Origin of the sequence: Clostridium sp. C2-6-12, from assembly GCF_009928485.1 — a bacterium.
Classification (GTDB): Bacteria; Bacillota; Clostridia; order Clostridiales; family Clostridiaceae; genus Clostridium.
Genome location: NZ_JAABNP010000038.1, coordinates 20,504 through 44,051 on the forward strand (window position 1 = coordinate 20,504; position 23,548 = coordinate 44,051).

17 protein-coding genes and 1 pseudogene are annotated in these 23,548 nt (G+C 29.5%); all 18 read left to right on the plus strand.

Annotated elements, in window-relative coordinates; translation table 11 throughout:
* Positions 1-184: 184 nt before the first annotated feature.
* Positions 185-1,420, plus strand: coding sequence for an NAD(P)-dependent oxidoreductase (locus tag GXK56_RS23055; RefSeq protein WP_160691861.1), 1,236 nt, complete (start codon positions 185-187; stop codon positions 1,418-1,420).
* A gap of 212 nt (positions 1,421-1,632) precedes the next feature.
* Complete coding sequence (locus tag GXK56_RS23060; RefSeq protein ID WP_160691863.1) at positions 1,633-2,643, plus strand: LacI family DNA-binding transcriptional regulator; 1,011 nt, start codon at positions 1,633-1,635, stop codon at positions 2,641-2,643.
* A 457-nt stretch (positions 2,644-3,100) separates the two neighbouring features.
* Positions 3,101-4,504: a glucuronate isomerase gene (gene uxaC, locus GXK56_RS23065; RefSeq protein WP_160691865.1), complete on the plus strand. Its 1,404-nt coding sequence runs from the start codon at positions 3,101-3,103 to the stop codon at positions 4,502-4,504.
* Between the two features lie 33 nt (positions 4,505-4,537).
* Entirely contained in the window at positions 4,538-5,185 is a 648-nt protein-coding gene (locus tag GXK56_RS23070) for a bifunctional 4-hydroxy-2-oxoglutarate aldolase/2-dehydro-3-deoxy-phosphogluconate aldolase (RefSeq protein WP_160691867.1), read from the plus strand.
* Complete coding sequence (locus GXK56_RS23075; protein ID WP_160691869.1) at positions 5,185-6,135, plus strand: sugar kinase; 951 nt, start codon at positions 5,185-5,187, stop codon at positions 6,133-6,135. Before GXK56_RS23070 ends, GXK56_RS23075 begins: the two co-directional genes overlap by 1 nt.
* A gap of 655 nt (positions 6,136-6,790) precedes the next feature.
* Positions 6,791-8,239 carry a tagaturonate reductase gene (locus tag GXK56_RS23080; protein ID WP_160691871.1) on the plus strand — a complete coding sequence of 483 codons (1,449 nt, stop codon included), beginning with the start codon at positions 6,791-6,793 and terminating at the stop codon, positions 8,237-8,239.
* A 222-nt stretch (positions 8,240-8,461) separates the two neighbouring features.
* Positions 8,462-9,949, plus strand: coding sequence for an altronate dehydratase family protein (locus tag GXK56_RS23085; protein WP_160691873.1), 1,488 nt, complete (start codon positions 8,462-8,464; stop codon positions 9,947-9,949).
* Between the two features lie 132 nt (positions 9,950-10,081).
* Entirely contained in the window at positions 10,082-10,507 is a 426-nt protein-coding gene (locus GXK56_RS23090; RefSeq protein ID WP_160691876.1) for an HIT family protein, read from the plus strand.
* Positions 10,508-10,775: 268 nt separating this feature from the next.
* Positions 10,776-11,303 carry a PadR family transcriptional regulator gene (locus tag GXK56_RS23095; protein WP_202127933.1) on the plus strand — a complete coding sequence of 176 codons (528 nt, stop codon included), beginning with the start codon at positions 10,776-10,778 and terminating at the stop codon, positions 11,301-11,303.
* Between the two features lie 112 nt (positions 11,304-11,415).
* Positions 11,416-13,098 (plus strand): MFS transporter, encoded by a 1,683-nt coding sequence (locus GXK56_RS23100; RefSeq protein WP_160691880.1) that lies wholly within the window; start codon positions 11,416-11,418, stop codon positions 13,096-13,098.
* Between the two features lie 440 nt (positions 13,099-13,538).
* Complete coding sequence (locus tag GXK56_RS23105) at positions 13,539-14,378, plus strand: pyridoxamine kinase (protein ID WP_160691882.1); 840 nt, start codon at positions 13,539-13,541, stop codon at positions 14,376-14,378.
* Between the two features lie 148 nt (positions 14,379-14,526).
* Entirely contained in the window at positions 14,527-15,282 is a 756-nt protein-coding gene (locus GXK56_RS23110) for a DeoR/GlpR family DNA-binding transcription regulator (RefSeq protein WP_160691884.1), read from the plus strand.
* Positions 15,275-16,183, plus strand: a complete 909-nt coding sequence (gene pfkB, locus GXK56_RS23115) for a 1-phosphofructokinase (RefSeq protein ID WP_160691886.1) — start codon at positions 15,275-15,277, stop codon at positions 16,181-16,183. Before GXK56_RS23110 ends, pfkB begins: the two co-directional genes overlap by 8 nt.
* Positions 16,184-16,304: 121 nt before the next feature.
* Complete coding sequence (locus tag GXK56_RS23120; protein WP_160691888.1) at positions 16,305-18,230, plus strand: fructose-specific PTS transporter subunit EIIC; 1,926 nt, start codon at positions 16,305-16,307, stop codon at positions 18,228-18,230.
* Positions 18,231-18,387: 157 nt separating this feature from the next.
* A pseudogene (locus GXK56_RS23125) lies at positions 18,388-21,184 on the plus strand (sigma 54-interacting transcriptional regulator).
* 532 nt (positions 21,185-21,716) lie between these two features.
* Positions 21,717-22,139 carry a mannose/fructose/sorbose PTS transporter subunit IIA gene (locus GXK56_RS23130; protein ID WP_160691890.1) on the plus strand — a complete coding sequence of 141 codons (423 nt, stop codon included), beginning with the start codon at positions 21,717-21,719 and terminating at the stop codon, positions 22,137-22,139.
* Between the two features lie 61 nt (positions 22,140-22,200).
* Complete coding sequence (locus GXK56_RS23135; protein ID WP_160691892.1) at positions 22,201-22,692, plus strand: mannose/fructose/sorbose PTS transporter subunit IIB; 492 nt, start codon at positions 22,201-22,203, stop codon at positions 22,690-22,692.
* A gap of 64 nt (positions 22,693-22,756) precedes the next feature.
* Positions 22,757-23,542 carry a PTS mannose/fructose/sorbose transporter subunit IIC gene (locus tag GXK56_RS23140; protein ID WP_160691894.1) on the plus strand — a complete coding sequence of 262 codons (786 nt, stop codon included), beginning with the start codon at positions 22,757-22,759 and terminating at the stop codon, positions 23,540-23,542.
* The last annotated feature ends 6 nt before the right edge of the window (positions 23,543-23,548 follow it).

Sequence of the window (23,548 nt, forward strand, 5' to 3'; positions counted from 1 at the left end):
ACTAGAACTAAGTATATTAATGATAAAAATGGCTAAAATAATAATATAAAACAAACAAAAATCATTGCTGAATTTTAATTTGATTAAAATTTAACAATGATTTTTTACATGAATTTGTTGAAATGTAGATAAAAATAAGTTACCATACTAAGTATACAAAAATTACAAAGGAGGAATTTTTAATATGGAAAACATATTATTAAATGAAGCAGATAGATGTTTGCTGTGTAAAAATCCTAAATGCAGTGCTAATTGTCCTATTAATACACCAATACCACAAATAATTAAATTATACAAAGAAGGAAAGCTTGAGGAAGCAGGAAAGATTTTATTTGAAAACAATCCACTTTCAGCAGTATGCTCTTTAGTTTGTATACATGAGGATCAATGCAAAGGAAATTGTATAAGAGGAATTAAAGGAGAACCGATAAGGTTTCATGATATAGAAGATGAAATATCAGAAAAATATTTAAATGAAATTAAGTTTGAAAATCTTCCTAAAGATAAAGACAGAGTAGCAATAGTTGGTGGAGGACCAGCAGGAATTACAATTGCTTTCATATTAGCAAGCAGAGGCTATAATGTTACAATCTTTGATGCACACGTTAAACTAGGCGGAGTTCTTAGATATGGAATACCAGAATATAGACTTCCGAAGAAGCTAATTGACAAAATTGAAGAAAAATTATTAGAACTTGGAGTAAAAATAAGACCTAATACACTTATAGGTCCTGTAATATCTTTAGATAGATTATTTGAAGATGGGTATAAAGCTGTATTTATTGGAACTGGTGTATGGAATCCTAAAACCTTAAATATTAAAGGTGAAACTCTTGGAAATGCACATTTTGCAATAGATTATCTCAAATCCCCAGAGTATTATAGATTAGGTGAAAAGGTAGCTGTAATAGGAGCTGGAAATGTTGCTATGGATGCTGCAAGAAGTGCTAAAAGAAATGGTGCTAAAGAGGTAACTGTGCTTTATAGAAAAGGCTTTGAGGATATGACTGCAACTAAGCAGGAAATTAGAGAAGCAAAAGAAGATGGAATTAAATTTGAATTATTTAAGTCTCCTTTAGAAATTACTGAAGAAGGAGTTAAATTAGTTTGTACAGAAAATGTTGTTGACCAGAATGGAAAAGTAATAACAAGGGAAATAGAAGGTAAAACAGAATTCTTTAAGTGTGATTCAACAATTATTGCAGTAAGTCAAACACCTAGAACCAATATAGTATCAAATACAACTGAACTGGATACAAATAAATGGGGCTTACTAGTCACAGATGATAAAGGAAATACAACTAAGAAGTGTACCTTTGCATCAGGGGATGTGGTTACAGGAGCTAAAACTGTGGTTGAAGCAGTAGTTCAAGCTAAAGTAGTTGCAGAAACTATTGATGAGTACTGCAAAAACAATTAAAAGATTCAGAGTTTATTGTAAAAGGTTAAAAGATTGAAAGTTTAAGATAAACTAAGTTGTAAACTTTTGGATTACTAATGAATATATAAGTAGTATTAAATAGAGGAAAATAAAATTATTTGAAATGAATTTATAGAAATAAAATATATGTTTTTGGCAAATTCATGCCCGTGTGCTAAAATATATTTATGATTCATTAGGAGGAGAAAGAAATGGGTGTTACTATAAAAGATATTGCAAAGCTTGCAAATGTTTCTCATACAACAGTATCAAGAGCTTTAAATAACAGTCCTTACATAAATGAAGAGACAAAAGCTAAAATAAAAGAGTTAGCTAAAGAGCTGAACTATGTTCCTAATTTAAGTGCTAAAAGTTTAGTCTTATTAAAATCGTATAACTTAGGAGTGTTTTTTTCATCTATTAGCGATGGAACAACAGATACTTTCTTTCATGAAATAATAAAAGGAATAAACAAAGTAATAGATAAGGAATATAATTTGGTTATTAGAGGTATCGATGATTATAAAAATTTCTATCAAATTGATAAAAAAAATTTTGATGGAATAATTGTAGTTAGCCAAAGAAAGAGTGATGATGAATTCATTAAAACTGTCATGGAAAAAGAAATTCCTATAGTAGTCATTAATAGACATATTGAAACTAATTTGGTTGTAAATATTATGTCAAATGATACTTTGGGAACTTATGAAGCAGTTGATTATTTAATAAAAAGAAATCATAAGAAAATTGGATTAATAGAAGGTAACAAAGAATTTGAATCAAGTGTATATAGAAAAGATGGTTATTTGAAAGCCTTAAAAGATAATAATATTAAACTTATTGAAGAATACATGATTTCAGGTAAATATACTCTTCAAAGTGGATATGAATGTATGAAAAAGTTAATAGAGCTAGAAGATAGGCCAACAGCAGTATTTTGTTCTAATGATGATATAGCAGTTGGAGCAATGAAGGCTATTTTTGAAGCTGGATTAAATGTTCCTAATGATATTTCTATTATTGGCTTTGACGATAGTAGTTTCTGTAAATATGTTACTCCAACACTTACTAGTGTAAGGAAAGATTCACTGGCTATGAGTGAATATGGTGGGATAAATTTACTTAATATAATAAAAAATAAAGAAGTAAGCAAAGAAAAAGTCTATATTGAGTCTAAGCTTATAGTCAGAGATTCAGTAAAAGATTTAAATGAAAAAGTTTAGTATGTTATTTTAAATAGATATTATATAAAGTTTCAGAGGGAAGGAGGGAAAATTAAATTTAATAAAATAGTTCTCACTTTCTTCTTTTGCAGCTTTATATGTATACAACTATTTCTAAGTCAAAATCATGTTTTTATATAATAATGTAGCAATCATTTTGTTAATAAAGATGATTTTATTATTAAAGTTTAAAAAAAATGTTAACGTGAACAAAAAAGTGTTGTATTATTTAATCATTAGCATTATAATAAAAATATAAGTCAGTAAATAATAAGTATTTGTATTTGTTCATGTTAGGAATATATTCGACCTCATATTGTTAACGTGAACAATGTACTAAACCTAGCTGAATAAATTATAACAGTTTATATTTGAAAATTTTATTATAAAAAATTCATATAAATGAAAATTACAAATTAGCCTATCAAATATTAATAGTTAGAAAGAAGGATTTAAATTGAAAAAATTTATGGATGAAAACTTTTTATTAACAAATAGTGTGGCAGAAACTTTATATCATGATTATTCAGAAAAAATGCCAATAATAGATTATCATTGTCACATAAATCCAAAGGAAATATTTGAAGATAAAAAATTTAATAATATCACTCAAGTATGGCTTTACGGAGATCATTACAAATGGAGACAAATGAGAAGCTTTGGAATTGATGAAAAGTTTATTACAGGAGATGGAAGTGATTATGAAAAATTCTTAGCTTGGGCTAAAACAATTTCATTTGCTATAGGAAATCCCCTTTATCATTGGACTCATTTAGAATTAAAAAGATTCTTTGGTATAGATGAACCATTAACTGAAAAGAGTGCACCAGCAATTTGGGACAAGGTAAATGAAATGTTAGCAGGTGATGACTTTACAGTAAGACAACTTATTAAAAAATCAAATGTTAAAGCAATATGTACAACAGATGATCCAGTTGATTCACTTGAATATCACATTGGGCTTAAAGAAGATAAGAGCTTTGATGTAAAAGTTTTACCAACCTTCAGACCTGATAAAGCATTAGGAATAAACAAGCCAACCTTTAAAGAATGGTTAAAGAGTTTAGAAGAAGTAATCGACGGTGAAGTTAAAACTTACGATGAATTGCTAGCAGCATTAAAGATGAGAGTTGAATTCTTTAATGAAGTTGGATGTAAGGTATCAGATCATGCATTAGATTTTGTACCAAATGCAGTGACTTCAATAGAAGAAGTAAGAGCTATATTTGAAAAAGCTTTAACTGAAGGAAGCGTAAGCTTTGAAGAAGAAAACAAATATAGAGCATTTACATTAAAATATCTTGGAAAATTATATGCAGATTTTGGATGGGCAATGCAATTACATATGAATTGTGTTAGAGATAACAATACAGCAATGTTTAATAAGTTAGGTCCAGACACTGGATTTGATGCACTTAATGATGCGGAAGTAGCAGTGCCACTTTCAAGATTATTAGATTCATTAAATGTAGAAGGTGCTCTTCCTAAAACTATAATCTATAGCTTAAACCCAACTGATAATTCAACTATTGGAACTTTAATTGGATGTTTCCAAGGAGATGGAATTAAAGGGAAAATGCAATTTGGTTCAGCTTGGTGGTTTAATGATCATAAAACAGGTATGGAAGATCAAATTAAAACATTAGCTAATTTAGGAATGTTAAGTGCTTTTGTAGGTATGCTTACTGACTCAAGAAGTTTCTTATCATACACAAGACATGAATACTTTAGAAGAATCCTTTGTAACGTTATTGGAGAATGGGTAGAAAATGGAGAATTCCCAAGTGACATGGAAACTCTAGGGACAATCATTTCAGATATAAGTTACAACAATGCTGAAAGATATTTCGATTTTAAATAGAAGATATTAAAATTTTTAAGTGAGGTGCTAATTATGAAAAGACAAGAAGTATTAAAAAGAATAACAGATGCAGGTGTAGTTGCTGTAGTAAGAGGAGACTCTAAAGAAGAAGCACTTAAAATTGTAGAAGCAGTTGCTAAGGGCGGAATAAAAATAATGGAACTTACAATGACAGTTCCAAATCCTATAGATGTAATTAAAGAAGTTGCAGAAAAATATAAAGGAACTGATATTGTAGTTGGAGCAGGAACAGTTTTAGATAGCGAAACTGCTAGAGCTTGTATCTTAGCAGGTGCTGAATTTATCGTAAGTCCAAGCTTAGATGTTGATACATTAAAGCTTTGTAACAGATATAAAATTGCAGTAATGCCAGGAGTTATGACTGTTAAAGATGCAATTACAGCAATGGAATATGGTGTTGATGTGGTTAAGGTATTCCCAGCAAATCTTTATGGACCATCTGTAATCAAATCATTTAAGGGACCACTTCCACAAGGTGACTTTATGCCAACTGGTGGAGTAACTGTAGCTAATATTCATGAATGGGTAGAAGCTGGTGCAGTTGCTGTAGGAACTGGTGGAGATTTAACTAAAGGAGCTAAAACTGGTGATTTTGATTTAGTAGAAAAAACTGCAAAAGAATTTGTTGAAGCATACAGAAAAGCAAAGGAGAAGATGTAATGGACGTTGTAACATTTGGAGAATCAATGGTTGTATTTAACCCTGATATTAATGGACCATTAAGACATGTTCATACCTTCACTAAGTCACTTGGTGGAGCTGAATCAAATGTTGCTACTGCAATAGCCAAACTTAACCATACTGTAGGTTGGTTTTCTAAATTATCTGATGATGAGTTTGGAAGATTTGTAAGAGATGCTATAAGAGCAGAAGGCGTAGATACATCAAGAGTGATAATAGATAAAGAGAGAAGTACAGGTTTACTTTTTAAAGAGCATTATCAAAGAAGTAACCCAAATGTATATTACTATAGAAAAAATTCAGCAGCTAGCAGTCTTAGTCCACAAGATATAGATGAAGAATATATTAAACAAGCTAAAATACTTCATTTAACAGGTATAACACCTGCATTATCTGAAAGTGCCAGAGAGGCTGTGTATAGAGCTATTGATATAGCTAAAAAGAATGGTGTATTAGTTTCTTTTGATCCTAATATTAGATTAAAATTATGGACAATTGAAGAAGCTAGAAAAGTTTTAGTTGATATAGCTAATAAGGCAGATATAGTAATGCCAGGTCTTGATGAAGCGGAACTATTACTAGGTTTAACTGATAAAGATGAAGTTTGTGATTATTTCTTAGGAAAGGAAGCAAAAATAGTTGCAGTTAAATTAGGAGCAGAGGGATGCTACATTAAGACAAAAGAAGAAGGAGTCAAAGTTGCTGGATATAATGTTTCAGATTTAATTCAAGATACAGCTGGAGCAGGCGATGGCTTTGCTGCAGGATTCTTATCTGGATATTTAGATAATTTATCATTACAAGAAATAGGGGAATATGCTAATGGTGTTGGAGCTATGGCAACTCTAGTTCAAGGAGATATGGAAGGATATCCATATTATGATCAATTATTAGAATTCATTGGGAAGAAACAAGGGATTGAAAGATAATTAGATCAGTTATGAGTTCAGAATTATAAGTTTAGAGTTAAGGTGGAGATTTCTACGAAATTTCTTTGTAACTAATAACTTGACTAGATATCTGAATATAAAAAGTAAATAATGAGGATTGATATGAATAGGATCTTTTATTCTTATTAATCCTTATATAAAAATAGAAGATAGTTATTGAATTTTGTTGAAATTTTTAAATTAAGTCGAGTATATTCTATCTCTAAATTGAATACAAAACAAAATGAAACTATTTTATGCAAAAGCTTTAGCTATCTTCTATATAATTTTTTTGAAATAAAATAAGCACCCATAAAATGAGTGGCTATGCCGCAATTAGGAACTTATCACTTATAAGAAGAGTGGCTATGCTGTAATTCAGAACTTTTAGTGAATATAATTTTTTTTCAAACAAAATGTGCACATATAAAAAGAGTGGCTATGCCACAATACGGAACTTATCACCTATAAAAAGAGCAGCTTGCTGCAATTCAGAACTTTTAGTGAATATAATTTTTTTTTCAAACAAAATGTGCACGTGTGCAAAACTCAATAAGAAATTGACTATGTAAGATAATAGTATAAAAAAGATGCATAGTGAATTGGTTATTGAAATTAATAATAATTTATATATAAAATTTAGGAGGAACATTTTATGAGATTAAATAAGGAATTATACAAGGAATTTAAAACTTATCCTGAAAAAGTAATTCAATTTGGTGAAGGAAACTTTTTAAGAGCCTTTGTTGATTGGCAAATAGATAAGATGAATGATGAAGCTGATTTTAATGGTAGTGTAGTTGTTGTTCAACCACTAGAAAATGGATTAGTTGATATGCTAAATGAACAAGATGGCTTATATACTTTGTATCTTCAAGGGGTTCAAAATGGAAAAGCTATTAAAACTCATAAAATTATGAACAGCATAAGCAGAGGAATTAACCCTTACAGAGATTACAATGAGTATTTAAAGCTTGCTGAAAATCCAGAAATAAGATTTATAGTTTCTAATACTACTGAAGCAGGTATTGCTTTTGATGAGAATGATAAATTAAATGGAGGCTGTCAAAAGAGCTTCCCAGGAAAGTTAACAGCACTTTTATTTGAAAGATTTAAGGTGTTTAATGGAGCTAATGATAAAGGATTAATAATCATTCCTTGTGAACTTATTGATAGAAATGGTGAAAAATTAAAAGAAATAGTACTTAAGTATGCAGAAATCTGGAACTTAGGACAAGACTTTGTTAATTGGATTAATACTGCTAACACTTTCTGCTGTAGTTTAGTAGATAGAATAGTTCCAGGATATCCAAGAGATACAATCGATGAAATCACAGCTGAACTTGGCTATGAAGATAAATTAGTTAATGTAGGTGAAATATTCCACCTATGGGTAATTGAAGGTCCACAATCAATTAAAGATGAATTACCAATAGAAAAAGCTGGACTTAACATTAAAGTTGTTGATGATATGACACCATATAGAACTAGAAAGGTAAGAATCTTAAATGGACCGCATACAGCAATGGTTCCAGTAGCATACCTTTATGGATTAGAAACTGTTGGTGAATCAGTAGATCATGAAGTAATAGGAAAATTCGTTCATGATGTAATCTATGATGAAATTTGCGAAACCTTAGATTTACCTCATGCTGAATTAGTTGAATTTTCAGATGCAATTATTGAAAGATTCCAAAATCCATATGTTAAACATTATTTAATGAGTATTGCATTAAATTCAATGTCTAAATATAAAACAAGAGATCTTCCAAGTGTAACTGAATTCTTAAAAAGAAAAGGAACACTTCCTAAGAAATTAGTATTCTCACTTGCATCTTTAATAGAATTCTATAAAGGAAAAAGAGGAGAAGAAACAATCAACTTAGCAGATGATGAAGACATTTTAGAATTATACAAAGGAGCATGGGGAAGCTGTGATGGATCTGAAGAAGGTTTAAGAAATGTAGTTACTCAAGTTTTAGCATATGAAAAGAATTGGGGAATGAATTTAAATGAAGTCCCTAACTTAACAGATGAAGTAACAAAATACTTAATTTCAATAGAAAAATTAGGTATGAAAGAAGCTGTTAAAGAAGTACTTTAGTTAAAATATATATGGTACAAAATAGTTATCTTACAAATAATTTATTAACCACATCTTATTATAAAGTATGATTGTACCATATATAATAATATAGCCTCATAATTAAAATTTTTACATAATATAATTAATGCAATTTTTGAATAGTCATATTCAAAAGTTGCATTACTCCTAAGTAGGTTGTTTAAATAATAACCAATAATTATATGAAAGCAGGGAGAAATCATGAAGGAAATTATTAAAATTAATCAAGAAGATAATGTGGTAGTAGCTCTTAGAGATTTATCTAAAGGTGAAACAATAGAAATAGATGGCAAAAAAATTGAATTAAAAGAAGACGTAAAAAGAGGTCATAAAGTTGCAATAACTAATTTTGCTATTAATGAAAATGTAATTAAGTATGGATATCCAATTGGACATGCTACAAAAGATATTGAAGCAGGAACTTGGGTTCATACTCATAACATAAAGACAAACTTAGAAGGAATAAAGGATTATGAATTTAATCAACAGCTAACTGAAATTACGAGTGAAAATAAGAATCTTACATTTAAAGGATATCTAAGAGAAAATGGAAACGTTGGTATAAGAAATGAACTTTGGGTTGTGCCAACAGTTGGATGTGTTAATGGAATTGGAGATAGAATTGTAGAAAAATTCAAGGAAGAAGTAAATCCAGTAGGTTTAGATGGAATTGAAGTTTATAAGCACAACTATGGATGTTCTCAACTTGGTGATGACCATGTTAATACAAGAACAATGCTTGGTAACTTAGTAAAACATCCTAATGCTGGTGGAGTATTAGTACTTGGTCTTGGCTGTGAAAACAACACAATGGCTGATTTTATAGAATCTTTAGGAGAATATGATAAAAAAAGAATTAAGTTTTTAGTTGCTCAAGAAGTATCAAATGAAATTGAAGAAGGAGCAAATATCTTAAAAGACCTTTATGAAAATATGAAGGACGATAAGAGAGTAGATGTTCCAGTTTCAAAATTAAAAATAGGTTTAAAATGCGGTGGATCTGATGGTTTCTCAGGAATAACAGCAAATCCATTAGTGGGAAACTTTTCGGATTTCTTAGTATCTCAAGGTGGTACTACAATTTTAACAGAAGTTCCAGAAATGTTTGGCGCAGAAACTATTCTTATGAATAGAGCAAAGGACACAGAAACTTTTGATAAAACTGTTCATTTAATTAATGATTTTAAAGAATACTTTATGGCATATGATCAACCAATATATGAAAATCCATCACCAGGAAACAAAGCTGGTGGTATAACTACTTTAGAAGATAAGTCTCTTGGATGTACTCAAAAGGCTGGAAAAGCTACAGTAGTTGATGTACTTAAATATGGAGAAACTTTAAAAGTAAATGGTCTTAATTTATTAAGCGGACCTGGAAATGATTTAGTAGCAGCATCAGCACTTGCAGCAGCAGGCTGTCATATTGTTTTATTTACAACAGGAAGAGGAACTCCTTTCGGCACTTTTGTTCCTACAATTAAAATATCAACAAATACAGCATTATATAATTTAAAGCCACATTGGATGGATTTTAACGCTGGATCTTTAGTTGAAGATAAGTCTTTAGGAGAAGTAACAGAAGACTTAGTTAAATATATAATTGAAGTTTCTGGTGGAAAGCTTGTAAATAATGAAATAAATAAATTTAAAGAACTTGCTATATTCAAAAAAGGAGTTACTTTATAGAAGTTATTTCATAGATTTATAAATAAAATATTATTAATAATGTATCATTGAAAATAATAAGTTAGGCATTAAATTATTTAATTATTAGCTTGTTATTTTCTCATATTTAAAATTGAAAGGATGAATAACAAAATGAATTTTGATGAAAACTGTTTTTATTGTTCAAAGAACCAAGACCTTGATAATCTAATGATTAAAATATGCGATTTAAAAGCATCAACTGTATACTTATTTAAGGAACAAACTTATAAAGGTAGATGTAACGTTGTTTTTAAAGAACATAAAAGTGAAATTAAAGATTTAACACCAGAAGAATTAGTAGATTATATGAGTGATGTAGCTAAAACAGCTTCAGCAATTCAAGCTGCTTTTGGACCAAATAAAATAAATTATGGAGCTTTTGCAGATACTATGAAGCATCTTCACTTTCATTTAGTACCTAAATATGAAGGTGGACCATCTTGGGGGAAAACTTTTGATATGATGCCTAAAAATAAGGCGTTATTGAGTGATGAAGAATATAATGAATTAATTGATAAAATAAAGAAAAATTTTTAAAAGTTGTTAAGTATATTTTGTCTTTGCTTTTAAGGATGAAAAAACTAATAACTTTTGATACAAATAGTGATTTATTTAGTTGTAGTACTGTCAAATCAAGACTGTTTAGATTTGGCAGTATTTTTAATATAACTGAATAATTACGGAATATAATATTAAGAATTTATATTTAATATCACAGAGTAAAAAAGGTTTCTAGATTTTGTATTGACAAATATATCATATACTACTATGCTTTATAGTAGTATAATAAATGGTGGTGATTAAAATGTCTTCAATAAATCTAATAATACTTGGATATTTACAGAACAAAGAGAAAAGTGCATATGAAATGGTTAAAGATTTTGATAAATGGAATCTTTCAAAATGGCTAAAAATCAGTAATCCATCAATTTATAAAAATATAATTAAATTATGTGATAGTGGATATTTAAATTCAAGAACTGTTAAAGAAGGAGAAATGCCTGAAAAAACATTATATTCAATGAATGAAAAAGGAAATTCATATTTCAATGAACTAATGGAAGAAAGTTCTAATCATATAGGAAATATATATTTAGATTTTAATGCATTTTTAGTTAATGTAGAGAATTTGCCAGAAGAAAAAAGAAAAGAATACCTTAATAACTTCAAAAACAAGGCAGAAGAACGTAGAGCTTTTGTTGAATCAGTTTATAATCATGAAAAACAGAACAATGAAATAAACGGTTCTGAATTTCTAATTCTAGATTTATATAATGAGTTTTATAAGATTTTAGATAAATGGTCTGAAAAAGTTTATAATCATTATAATTAATACTTTGATGTCTCTAATAGATTGTTATATTGTGAGACATTTTTTTGCCCTTACTACTATACTTTATAGTAGTATATTATACATTAATATAATTATTTAGGAGGTTTTTGTTATGAACAAAAAAAATCAAATCATTTCTTTCATTGCTATAATATTAGGCTTTTTTATGGCATTATTAGATACAACTGTTGTAAATATCACTTTGCCTAAAATGACTGAATACTTTAATACTACTATGGATCAAATTTCTTGGGTAGTAAATGCCTATAATCTAGCTACTGCAGTTATCTTAGTAACAGCTTCTAGATTGGCAGATCAATTTGGAAGAAAAAAACTGTTTACTGGAGGAGTGTTCTTATTTACTATATCTTCACTACTATGTGGTATTTCAAATTCTCTTCAAGCACTTATATTATTTAGAACTATTCAAGGCTTTGCAGCAGCATTTGTTGTAACTATTGCAATGCCTCTTTCTGCTGAAATATTCCCGCCAGAAAAGAGACGAACTATAATGGCACTTTGGGGAGCTTTTTCAGGTCTTGCTGCAGCAAGTGGACCATCTATTGGTGGTATAGTAACTCAATTTTTTAATTGGAGATATATTTTCTTTATTAATATACCTATAGGTTGTATTTGTATAGTATTAACTATGAAATTCATAAAAGAATCTTATGACCCAACTGCAAGCAAAAGCATAGATTTTGGGGGAATTACTACAATCTCTATTGCAATGTTTTGCTTAACTTTCGCATTAATGAAGGCTAATGAAAAAGGATGGACATCGAATTTTACAATTTCATTATTTGCGGTTTCAGCTATAGCTCTCATAATATTTATCATTATTGAACTAAAAGTTAAGGAGCCAATGGTTCCACTTAGTTTATTTAAATCTTTACCATTTACAAATGGATCGATTACTCTGTTCTTATTAGGTCTTGGTATGATGTCTGGTACTTATTTGCTATCTTTTTTCCTAATTCAGGTTAAAGGGTTGAATCAACTGTCAGCAGGACTTATTATTTCTACTATGTCCTTAACTTCAATGATTTTTTCAATATTAGCTACAATTTTAACAAAAAAAATAGGGAGCAGATTAACTAGTGCATTGGGTATTCTTTTGCTTTCCTTCTCATGCTACTTAAATAGTTCTCTTACTCAAAATTCTTCCAATATAGATATGATTTTAAGATTAATAGTTGCTGGTTCAGGTACTGGCTTAAGTATGGCAACATTAATAGGTTCTATAATGGCTAACGTTCCTGTAGATAAAATAGGAATAGCCTCTGGAATAAATAATATGACAAGAACACTTGGAACTGTACTTGGAGTTGCTTTATTTTTAACTATATTTGCATCAAACATGACAACTCAGATTTCTTATGCTAAGGAAACTGCTCAGCAAATAATACAAAATGATAATGTATTTGATGATAAAGTCAGATTAGAGATAATTTCAGCTATAAAAACTGGTACCAATAAAAATGTTAATCTTTCAGAAATAATAAACAAAATTGATGAAGAAGAAAATGTTATGTTAGTATCTTCACCAGAAAAGGATGAAAATAAAATTAAAGAAAGTTTTGAAGCCCAAAAGAAAGAAACAAAAAAAATAGCTTCTAATATACAAGATACATTTTTGACCTATATTGTTAAAGCGTTTAGTTTCACATTTAAGGTGAGCGCTATAATTCTTTTACCAGGTATAATTTTTGCATTATTTAGTGATAAAAAAAGAAATGCTGAAATCAAAAATAAACAGTTTGCTCAAAATACAAATAATGCTTCGGTAAACTAATAAGAAAAATTTTAGTTAAAAGTATCTTAAGGCCGTTTGTTAGATATCAATTCTAACAAATGGCCTGTTTGTATTTGCATTTAAATATAATCATCGTAATTAGCTATAAAATTTATTTGGAGGATTTTGAAGGATTATTAGGATCTAAAACTGTTATTGAACAGTAAAACTTACAAATTATAAATTATTTCAGTGGCAATATTATAGATAAATTTGCGTCATTTGATACTTAATATTATAATCATTTATGGGCGTAGGATAAATTTACTAAAAATAAAAACTATTTAAAGTTTGATTGGAAGTGAATGAATTTGAAAATATTGCAATCATAAACGCCTATAAATTTTTTTGCAATAAGGAACTTTTCAATATGTAGAAACATTTTACATATAAAAATCAAATTCAAAAAAACAACAATATTGATTAGGAAGGAGAGAAAAATGAATAAACCAATAAAAAGAGCAGCTGTAATTCACGATTTATGTGGCATTGGAAAGGCTGCTTTAACTAATGTAATTCCTGTTTTAGCAACAATGGGAATAGAAGCATGTCCGATTCCAACAATAATATTATCAACACATACTGGAGGTTTTAATAAACCTGCTATAGTAAAGTTAGAAGGATACATAAGTCAGGCGGTTAATCATTATAAAGAACAAGGAATAAGTTTTGAGGGTATATTTATTGGATATCTTGGCAGTATAGAAAATATAAATGAAACTTTGATGTTATTAGAAGCTGTTAAAAATGAAAATTCAATGATTGTTTTTGATCCTATCTTTGGAGATAACGGACATTTTTATAGCAATTTTGATAAAAGCTACTCAAATAAGCTAAAAGAATTGGCAAAATACGCTAAGGTTATGACACCTAATTTTACAGAAGCCTGTATTTTAGCGGAAGAGGAAATTATTGATGAAATAGACGATGAAAAATTATTAAAATTATCTAAAAAGCTTCATGGATTAGGTTGTGAAAATATAATTATTACAAGTGTGCCTTTAAAAGATAAAAATAAAATTGGCACGTCTGTTTATAATGGTAAAAAGGACTTAATTGAGTTGATTGTTTGTGACAGAATTGAAAAATCTTATCCAGGGACTGGTGATATATTTACATCAGTATTAATAGGAAGTATTTTGAATGGTTTTGATTTAATAGAAAGTGTAAAAAAATCATGTAAATTTGTAGAAAAAGCAATAAAAACAAGTAGTCAATACGATTATCCAACTAAAGAAGGAGTATTGCTAGAGAAGGTACTAACAACTTTGAATGATTAAAATGGTCAAAACCAATCAAGTTATGGAGCTTAAAAGCCAGTAAAATAGCCGAAACTCAAAAAAAGTGAAAAAATATGAATTATTTTGAAAGAAAATGATTGATTTTTGAAAGAATATAAGTTATTATAATATCATAGGAGGGATGATAATGTTTACAGAAGAAAGATTTAATATCATTCTTCAGGAATTGAAGAAGAAGGGTATTGTATCAGTTACAGATCTAGTTAAATTACTTGATGCTTCAGAATCTACAATTAGAAGAGATTTAAATGCACTGGATAAGGAAGGACTTTTAAAGAAAATCCATGGTGGTGCAATATCAATTGATGAAAGTTCCTCTAAACATGATTACAAAGTAAACGTTAGAAAATCATTAAATGTAGATGAAAAATATGTAACAGCAAAGCATGCAGCTTCATTAATTGAAGATGGAGATGTTATTTATATAGATGCTGGTACAACAACAGAACTTTTAATAGACTTTATAGAAGCAGAAGACATAACAGTTGTTACGAATGGCATAGTACATGCCAAAAAGCTATTAGAAAAAGGTTATAGAACATTTATTTTAGGCGGAGAAGTAAAAGCATCTACTGAAGCAATTGTTGGAAGCAATACTGTTGAACAATTGAAAAGATATAATTTTTCAAAAGGCTTTTTTGGAGCAAATGGTGTTACTAATAAAAATGGATATACAACACCAGATGTAAATGAAGCAATGGTTAAAGCTCAAGCAATGAAAATGTGTAAGCAGTCTTTTGTATTAGCAGATACTTCAAAGCTAGAAAAAGTTAGTTTTGCAACTTTTGGATCAATTACAGATTCAACATTAATAACAACTAAAATAAATGATAATAATATTAGTTATGATACTAATGTAATAGAGGTGATAAAAAATGATTAATACAATAACACTTAATCCTTCCTTAGACTATATAGTTAAAGTTGATTCTTTTAAGGTTGATTCTTTAAATAGAATTGAAGAAGAAAGGATTTGTGCTGGAGGGAAAGGCATAAATGTATCAATAGTTCTAAAAAATTTGGGAGTAGAAAATACAGCTTTAGGATATGTAGCAGGCTTTACAGGTGATGAAATATTAAGTCAAATTGAAAGTCATGGAGTAAGTTGTGATTTTGTAAAATTAAAAAAAGGCTTTTCTAGAATTAATGTAAAGCTAAAAAGCGATGGAGAAACTGAGATTAATGGTGCAGGACCAGAAATTACTGAAGATGATTTAAAGGTATTATATGATAAATTATCACATTTAACTAAAGGTGATTACTTAATATTATCAGGAAGTATTCCAACAAGTGTTCCAGATGACATTTATGAAAACATAATGAACAGTCTTTTAGATATTGGAGTAGAATTTATAGTTGATGCAACTAAAGATTTATTACTTAAAGTACTGAAATATAAACCATTTTTAATTAAACCTAATCATCATGAACTTGCAGAAATGTTTAATGTAGAGTTAAACAGTGATGATGACATAATTAAATATGGTAAAAAGCTTCAAGAAATGGGAGCTAAAAATGTATTGATTTCAATGGCAGGTGATGGAGCAATTCTAATACCTGAAAATGGTGAAGCTATAAAGAGAGATGTACCAAAAGGTGTTCTTAAAAACTCCGTAGGTGCAGGAGATTCAATGGTGGCAGGTTTCTTATGTGGATACCTTAAGAACAATGATATAGCTGAAGCATTTAAAATGGGAATTGCAACAGGAAGTGCAAGTGCATTTTCAGATAACCTTGCAACAGAAGAAGAAGTATATAGCTTATTAAAGCAAATGAAAGCATAGAAGCTTTACTTAATTAATGGACTTTTTTAATTCAATAATTACTGAAGAGATAATTTCTTTATATCCTTCAGTTAAATTATAAATGGAATAATATTTTTTATTTTATAGGGAGGTATTCAAAATGAAGATTGTAGATTTGTTACAAAAAGATGGTATCAATTTAAATTTTAATCCTAGTACAAAAGAACAATGTATAAATGAATTAGTAGACTTAATGGATAAGACAGGAAATTTAAATAATAAAGAAGAATATAAAAAGGCAATATTAGACAGAGAAGCTTTAAGTACAACTGGTATTGGTGATGGGATTGCTATTCCTCATGGAAAAACAAGTGCAGTAAAAAAAGCATCTCTTGCAGCAGCAATAAGTACAAATGGTGTTGATTATGATTCATTAGATGGAGCCCCAGCTAAATTATTCTTCATGATAGCAGTGCCAGATAACAATGACAATCTGCATCTTGAAGTTTTAGCAAGATTATCTACTATACTTATGGATGAAAAATTCAGAACAAATTTAATTAATTGTACTGACAAAGATGAATTCTTAAGATTAATAGATAATAAAGAAAAAGAAAAATTCCCTGAAGAAGTAAAGGAGGAAGTTACTATGAGTAAAAGTGGTTATAGAATTTTAGCAGTTACTGCTTGTCCAACAGGAATAGCTCATACTTACATGGCGGCAGAAAGTCTTGAAAGTAAAGGTAAAGAAATGGGTGTTTCAATTAAAGTTGAAACTAATGGTTCTGGAGGAGCTAAAAACGTTTTAACTAGACAAGAAATAGCAGAAGCTGATTGTATCATTATAGCCGCTGATAAAAATGTTGAAATGGCTAGATTTAATGGAAAGAAAGTCATTAAAACTACAGTTGCAAATGGAATTCATAAAGCAGGTGATTTAATTAATCAAGCTATTAATGGAAATGCTCCAGTTTATAATCATTCTGGAAAAGCTGATGAAGGTTCAGATGGTCTTGAAAATGAATCAGTAGGACGTCAAATTTATAAACACCTTATGAATGGTGTATCTCATATGTTACCATTCGTTATTGGAGGAGGTATCTTAATAGCATTAGCCTTCTTATTTGATACATTTAATCCTGCAAATCCAGGTGGATTTGGTTCAGGTACACCATTAGCAGCAGTATTAATGAAAATTGGTGGAACTGCATTTGGATTTATGTTACCAGTATTAGCTGGATATATTGCAATGAGTATTGGAGACAGACCAGCTTTAGCTGTAGGTTTTGTTGGTGGAATGCTTGCAAATACAGGTGCAACTTTTGCAAATGCTTTTGATGGAAAGCTTCCAGCAGTTAGTTCAGGTTTCTTAGGTGCATTACTTGCAGGTTTTGCAGCAGGTTATATAGTTCTTGGTCTTAAGAAATTATTTGCAGGTTTGCCAAACAGTTTAGAAGGTATAAAACCAGTATTATTATATCCATTACTTGGAATATTATTAATCGGAATTTTAATGTTAGCTATAAACCCATTCATGGGAGTAATAAATACAGCTATCAGCGGTGCACTTAACTCAATGGGTGGAACAAGTAAGATTCTTTTAGGTATTGTTTTAGGCGGTATGATGTCAGTTGATATGGGTGGTCCAGTAAACAAAGCTGCTTACTTATTTGGTACAGCATCACTTGCTAGTGGAAACTTTGAAATAATGGCAGCTGTAATGGCTGGTGGTATGGTTCCACCACTTGTAATAGCAATTTGTAGCACAATATTCAAAAACAGATTTACTAAGAAAGATAGAGAAGCAGGTTTAGTAAACTATATAATGGGTCTTTCATTTATCTCAGAAGGTGCAATTCCATTTGCAGCAGCAGATCCAATTAGAGTATTACCATCTTGTATAATTGGTTCAGCAGTAGCTGGAGGACTTTCAATGGCATTTGGATGTGCTTTAAGAGCACCTCATGGTGGAGTATTCGTTATAGCAATAGTAAGTAATCCACTAATGTATATTATAGCAATCTTAGTAGGTTCAGTAGTAGGAGCTGTAATACTTGGAATGTTAAAGAAACCAGTTCAAGAGTAAGCTAAGTTAAAGAGTACTATTTTTCAAATTAAATAAGTAATAATAATAGCCGTCTATAAGTGATAATAGTCATTTATAGATGGCTATTTAATCAGTTAATAGTTTATAGATAAGAGTTTAGAGTTCATAAACCTACTTAGGGGGAAAGAGGAAGATTATGAAACGTATAGATAAAATTTATAATTACATATTGGATAAGTCACAAAAGTTTACTAAGGAAAAATTAATAGAGATTAAGGGCTTTCATGCTCAAGAAATTGAAGAAGAGCTTGATATACTAAAAAGTAATGTGTGTAGAGAGCTTAATGTACTTTGCAGAAATAAAAAGATAATAAAAATAAAAAATAGACCTGTGCTCTACTTTGATAGAGAATGTTTTGAAAAAATTTTAGGGGTTAAACTTTCGGATGATATTGAACTTATTACTAATATTGAAGAATTTGTTAGTAAGGAATCAAAAAATTTTAATCAAGAAAATTCTCCTTTTGATTATTTAATTGGAGCAAGAACCAGTTTAAAAAATCAAATTGAACAAGCAAAGGCAGCAATATTATATCCGCCTAATGGACTTCATACTTTGATAATAGGAAGTACAGGCGTTGGTAAGAGTTTATTTGCTAATATGATGTATCAATATTCAAAGTATATTAAAAAGCTTCCAGAAAATGCTCCTTTTATTATATTTAACTGTGCTGATTACTGTAATAACCCTCAGCTATTATTATCACATATATTTGGTCATATTAAAGGTGCTTTTACAGGAGCTGAAAAAGAAAAAGAAGGTATTGTAGAAAAGGCAGATGGAGGAATATTATTTCTAGATGAAATACATAGACTGCCTCCTGAAGGTCAAGAAATGATTTTTTATTTTATGGACACGGGGACTTATAATAAACTTGGGGAAACAGACAGGCATCGAAAAGCTAATGTATTATTAATAGGAGCTACAACTGAAGATCCTAACTCAACATTATTAAATACCTTTATTAGAAGAATACCAATAACAATTGCAATTCCTAGTTTTGAAGAAAGAACTGTTGAAGATAAATTTGAAATGATACATTATTTGCTTTCCAAGGAAGCACAAAGAGTTAATAAAACAATAAAGGTTTCTTCTGAAGCAGTTAAAGCTCTTATTGGAAGTACTACTTATGGAAATGTAGGTCAATTAAAATCTAATATTCAACTAGCTTGTGCAAAAGGTTTTTTAAATTGTATAAATACAGATGAAGGTATTGATATTAATTTAAAAATACTGCCTCCTAACATTAAAAATGGTATATTTAACTTTGTTAATAAAGGAAGAGATAACACTACGATGTGGAATATAATTCCTAATACAATTATAATTCATCCTGATGGAGATAGAAGATTTTTAGAAACTGATGCTTATGAACCACCATTTAATATATACAATATAATTGAAGATAAAGCATCTCTCTTAAAGGATGAAGGAAGAGGAAATTAAAAATTTTATAGCTACAGATATAAATATTCATTTGAAGAAATATTATGATAGATATAAAAATGATTTGCATAGAAGAGAAGGCCTTTTAAAGGTTGTTGACAAGGAACTTGTTGAATTTGCAGAAGAAATAAAGGTATTAGCTGAAGACAGGCTAGGAAGAAAATTACATGATAGATTTATTTATGCAACAAGTCTTCATTTTAGTGCTTTGTTCAATAGAATCAGTAAAAACAATGTAATATTCTCAACAAATATTAAATTACCACCATCAATAAACACAAAAGAATATGAGGTAGCCAAAGAAATTCATAAGTTAATAGAAGATAGATACAAATTATCAATTCCTGAAATGGAAATTGAATATTTAGCTTTGCTCTTAACTTCAATTCAAGAAGCTTCACATCAAGAGAGAGTTGGAATTGTAGTAGCAGCTCATGGGACTAGCACAGCTACAAGTATGGTTGCAGTTGCTAAAAAGCTTTTTGACGCAGATAATATTGCTGCTGTAGATATGCCCCTTGAAAGAACACCTTCTGACATTTTAGAATGTGTAATTGAAAAAGTTCAACAAGTAGATGAAGGAAAAGGTGTTTTATTATTAGTGGATATGGGATCTTTAAACTCTGTAGGAGAAGTTATAACTGATAGAACGAAAATTGATACTAAAAGTATTGATATGGTATCTACACCTTTAGTTTTAGAAGCAGTTAGAAAATGCTCTTTATGTGATGCTGATTTAAATTCAGTATATACTTATCTATGTGCAGATTTTAGAGGGTATACAAGCAATATAGTATCAGAAGTTTCTATTGAAAATGGAAATCAAAATGCTATAATTACAATTTGCTCAACTGGAAAAGGTGCTGCTATGAAGCTTAAAGAATTAGTTGAAGCAGCTACAAAAAATATTACAGGAAACAATAATATTGAAGTTATTCCATGTGGATTAAAGGAATTAAAGAAGGTAGTAAAGGAAGTTGGCCAAACAAGTAACGTTATTTCACTTGTTGGAATTTCAAATCCTAAATTAGGAATTCCTTTTGTATCGATAGAAGCCTTAATAGATGGGTCAGGAGAAGAAATTTTAAGAAATATTATTAGAGGAAAAGATATAAGAATTGCAAATAAAAGCGAAAAGCAAATTGTACTAAAGAATCTTTGCAAGCAAACCTTAGTAGAATTTTTAACCTTTCTCAATCCAGAGAAAATATATTCATTATTAGAAGAGTTTGTTAATTCAATTGAAAATTCTTTAAATGTTCAATATTCTAATCCAACAAAGCTGAGAATTATGATTCACTTAGCATGTGCATTAGAACGAATGCTTTTAAATAGTGGATTGAATTATGACACTACAGATGTTAATTTTGATAAGAAAGTATTAAATGCATTAATGGAAACAAAATCAATATTTGAGTCTGCCTTATCAATAACCTTAACTGATGAAGAAATATATCATATGGTGGATATAATAAGTGAAAATTAAAAATTGACATTGTTTTATAGGCTTAATTTAAATTTTCTTTAGATATTTTTTATATAATTTTTTAATGTTAATATAAATCCTGCATTTGCAAAGCCAATGGGATAATTAAAATAAATCAAAACAAAGTAATAATTAATTTGGGTTAAAACACCTTGTAAATCAGAAACTTTTGCAGTTTATCTGGTTTGTAAGGTGTTTTTTATATAAGCTATTTAGTTTTTATGAAAAAGTTTATGAATTTTAGAGATTGTTTATGAATTTTTATAAATGAATTTGACATTAAATTATTTATTCATATTACAAAAGTGACATTGTTATAAAAAAGAGATAAAAAAGTGTGTTATTAGAGGTAAAAAAGAGTGTCAATATTAATCAAGAATGTCAAAACAAAAAAATACATTTAAGAAAACCTTTACTTACAAGGCGTTTGGAGGAACTCAATTTTGACATACTTAGTTGGCACAGTAATTGCTTTATATATTGGCATAGAAATAATAAATGTACTAGTTTATAGGGAAAGGATGATGAATTAATGATCTCAGTGATAATAGGTACACATGGTACATTTTCAGAAGAGATACTTAAATCAGCAGAAATGATTTTTGGGGCTCAGGAAAATGTGGGAAGTGTAACTTTTAAGCCAGGTGAAGGAGTGGAAAACCTGGTAGAAAAATATAATCAGCAAATAAACAAGTTAGATTGCAGCGATGGCGTTTTATTTATGGTTGACCTTTTTGGAGGAAGTCCATTTAATGCAGCAAGTATTCTTGCAATGAAAAATGACAATATGGAAATTGTAGCAGGAGTTAATCTTCCTATGATTTTAGAAACCTTAGGAAGCAGAGAATTTTCAAACTTAAAAGAGCTTGCAGCTATAGCAGAAAATTCAGGTAAAGAAGCAATAAGAACTTTTGTTAAAAAAGTTGAAGATGATATGGAAGATGAATTGATTTAAAGGGGACTGACCCTTGGAATAAATTACCATGAGTAAAAATAATAAAGTGAGGTATAAAAAAATGGAAATTAGTTTTGTAAGAATAGACGATAGATTAATACATGGGCAAGTAGCAACAGTTTGGACAAAGGATAGCGGCTGTAACAGAATAATGGCTGTTAGTGATGAGGTTGCAGCAGATGATTTAAGAAAGCAATTAGTTATTCAAGTAGCTCCTCCAGGAATAAAAGCATATGTAGTTCCAGTGGCAAAAGCAATTGAAGCATATAATAATCCTAAATTTGATAGCTTTAAAACATTATTTTTATTTACTAATCCTACTGATGTTTTAAGAATGGTTGAAGGTGGAGTTGACATTAAATCTGTAAATGTTGGAGGTATGTGTTACAAGGATGGAACAAAACAAATTACAAATGCATTATGTGTAAGCCCCGCTGATATAGAAGCTTTTAAAAAGCTTAATGAAAAAGGAATTGAATTAGAAATAAGAAAATTAGCTAAAGATACTAAAATCAACATGATGGATAGATTAAAGGAATTAAATCTTATCTAGTATATAAAATTTAAATAAATTTTTATATAGAAATAAACAAAAAGAGAAAGAGAGGAATTAATAAATGAATACTTTACAATTAATTTTATTAGTAATAGTTGCAGCAATTGCTGGTATGGGTAGTGTTCTTGATGAATGCCAATTTCATAGACCATTAATTGCATGTACACTAGTTGGACTTGTATTAGGGGATATTCAAACTGGAATTATTTTAGGTGGAACTTTAGAAATGTTAGCATTAGGCTGGATGAATGTTGGTGCAGCTATGGCTCCAGATGCAGCACTTGCAAGTGTTATTTCAGCAATACTTGTAATAGTAGGGCATCAATCAATTGGAGCAGGTATAGCAGTTGCAGTACCAATTGCGGCAGCAGGACAAGTTCTTACTATCTTTGTAAGAACAATAACAGTATTCTTCCAACACTTAGCTGATAGCTATGCAGAAAAAGGTAACACTAGAGGAATAGAAATGTGTCACATATTAGGATTATTACTTCAAGGAATCCGTGTAGCTGTACCAGCTGCAATAGTAGGAGTGCTTGCAGGTACAGATGCAGTAAACGCAATGTTAGCTGCTATACCTCCAGTAATCACAAGAGGACTTCAAGTATCAGGTGGATTTATAGTGGTTGTAGGGTATGCAATGGTTATTAACATGATGGAAATTAAGAAATTAATGCCATTCTTCTTTATTGGATTTATAATTGCGGCCTTTACTGGTGTTAACTTAATTGGTTTTGGTGCAATAGGTGTAATTTGTGCAATCTTCCACATTCAATCAATAGCTAAAGAAGGTAAAGTAGCAGTAGCTGGTGGCCTTGATGATATTGATGATTCGGAATTAATGTAAATTGGA